The organism is Syntrophorhabdus sp. (genome assembly GCA_012719415.1).
In the GTDB taxonomy this organism is placed as follows: Bacteria; Desulfobacterota; Syntrophorhabdia; order Syntrophorhabdales; family Syntrophorhabdaceae; genus Delta-02.
On record JAAYAK010000238.1, the window covers coordinates 1 to 2,179 of the forward strand.

A 2,179-nucleotide genomic window follows, 5' to 3' on the forward strand; every position below is an offset into this window, starting at 1 on the left:
TCCTCGCCCATGACGAACACGCGCTCGTCCCGGGCCATCTCCTCTGTCATAGCATCGAGCGTTGCCTGAGCAAAAGTGATCGTACTCATCACGTCCACCGCCTTAAACGTAAAGGCCCTCGAACAGGGCCGACTCCTCCGGCTCCGGGGAGGTGCGGGCGAACTCAAGCGCCAGGCGAACAGCCTCGCGGGCCTCTCCGTCGATGGCGTCGAGCTCCTTCCTGGTCAGGGCCCTCGCCTTGACTACAGCGCTCTCGAAGCGCGGGATCGGGTCGGTCTCCTCGAAGACTTTCCTGACCTCCTCCTTCGTGCGGTACTTCTCCGGGTCCCCCACGAAGTGACCCTTGATGCGATAGGTCTTGCACTCGAGCAGCGCGGGGCCCTCCCCGCGGCGCGCCCTCTCCACGAGGGACCTCGCCCCCTCGTACACCGCGAAGACGTCGTTGCCGTCGACCACCACCCCCGGCATCCCGTAGCCCGCGGCCCGGTCGGCGATGTGGTCCACCGAGGTCGTCGTCCGGTAGGGCGTGGTCGACGCCCATTTGTTGTTCTCGCAGACGAAGATCACGGGCAGTCCCCACGCCGCGGCCATGTTGGCCGCCTCGTGGAAGGTCCCGCGGTCGGACGCGCCGTCCCCGAAGAAGGCGACCGCCACCCCGTCCGTCCCCTGCATCTTGTGCGCCAGCGCGGCCCCGGTCGCTATTGTGAAGCCGCCGCCCACGACGCCGTTGGCCCCCAGCATGCCCACGCCGAAGTCGGCGATGTGCATCGAGCCTCCCTTGCCCTTGCAGCTCCCGGTGCTCTTGCCGAATATCTCGGCCATCATCCTCTTGAGGTCGGCCCCCTTGGCTATCGCATGGCCGTGCCCGCGGTGCGTGCTCTGGATGTAGTCCGAGTCGCGCAGGTTGGCCATCACCCCAGCCGCCACGGCCTCCTCGCCTATGTACAGGTGGACGAACCCGGGGATCTCTCCGTCAAAGAAAAATTTCTCCACGGTGAGTTCGAAATTGCGGATCTTCACCATGGTCTCATAGAAAAACTTCAGCGTTTCTTTATCGTACCGTGCAAGAGGAAGAGTTGCCTCTTTCCGTACCGGCATTGCACACATGAAGATCACCTCGTCAGAATTCTGGTCTTGGTTCCTCTGCCCCCGGCGGACAGGCTCCGCCGCGCGCCGCTCACCGCAGGAATACGGAGCGGCGAAAAGCACCCCCCTTTCTGAAGCTGAACCCGGAATTGAAATGCTATCAGTAGAAAATTCGATGCCACAGCGTTAAAACAACGGGACCGTCACACGACGCTCTCGATATTTCCCGGAATGGAAAGAACATTGTTTTTTCCCGTGATCAGGTGGGCATGCATGGCCGAGGCAGCCTTTTCACCGTCGCCGTTCCGAACGGCATCGGCGACGGCACAGTGTTCCGCGAAGGAGCGCTGGACGCTCCCCGGCCGCCTCAGCACGTTGGTTCCCATGGAGTAAAACCGGTCGAGGACCCGCTGTATGGTGTTGAAAATCAGGGAATTGGCGTACAAACGGAAGAAGAGGTCATGAAAATCCTTGTCGTGCCTGAGGTATTCCAGGACATCGTTCCGTTCCATGGCTTCCTTCTGGCGGGAAAGATAGAGGTCCATCTCGCCGATGTTTTCCGGGGTCATCTGGGGGGTCATCTCCCGGATGACGAATTCCTCCACGGCCATTCGGAGGGCGAAGGTCTCGTTCACTTCCACCACGGAAACTTCGGGGATAACCACGCCCCGGTTCGGGTGAATCTCGATGAAGCCTTCCATCTGAAGGCGCTGCAGGGCTTCCCGGATGGGAGTGCGGCTCATGCGCATTTCCGCCGCCAGGGAATTCTCGGAAAAAGAGAACCGGTCGGTGGACCGTCTCTGGAGGACCAGTTTCCGGATTTCTTCATACGCCTGGTCTTTCTTTTTTTTGCGCACTCGGAACGCTCCTCTCGCGGATATGGGACCGCTCTTTCTTGTACGCAGGTAAAATACAACCTACATACATTTGATAGGATACCCTCATAAGAATAAAAATGTCAAGCTCAAAAAGAAAAATGAACTAAAAGTCCCTTTCCGGGAGTTTCCGGAAAGGGACTTTTTTCTTCTCCAATGTGAGGGAAGGCTTCAGCTTTCCCCTTCTTCATTCTTCGGAGCCGCCGCAAGTTCCTTCA

Annotated in this window: 2 protein-coding genes; both read right to left on the reverse strand. The window is 59.4% G+C overall.

Going from position 1 to position 2,179, the window contains the following annotated elements; translation table 11 throughout:
- Nucleotides 1-102 precede the first annotated feature (102 nt).
- A complete protein-coding gene (locus GXX82_14220; GenBank protein ID NLT24192.1) occupies nucleotides 103-1,107 on the reverse strand; it encodes a thiamine pyrophosphate-dependent dehydrogenase E1 component subunit alpha in 1,005 nt (334 codons plus the stop codon).
- Nucleotides 1,108-1,289: 182 nt separating this feature from the next.
- Nucleotides 1,290-1,943 carry a GntR family transcriptional regulator gene (locus GXX82_14225; protein ID NLT24193.1) on the reverse strand — a complete coding sequence of 218 codons (654 nt, stop codon included), beginning with the start codon at nucleotides 1,941-1,943 and terminating at the stop codon, nucleotides 1,290-1,292.
- Between the last annotated feature and the right edge of the window lie 236 nt (nucleotides 1,944-2,179).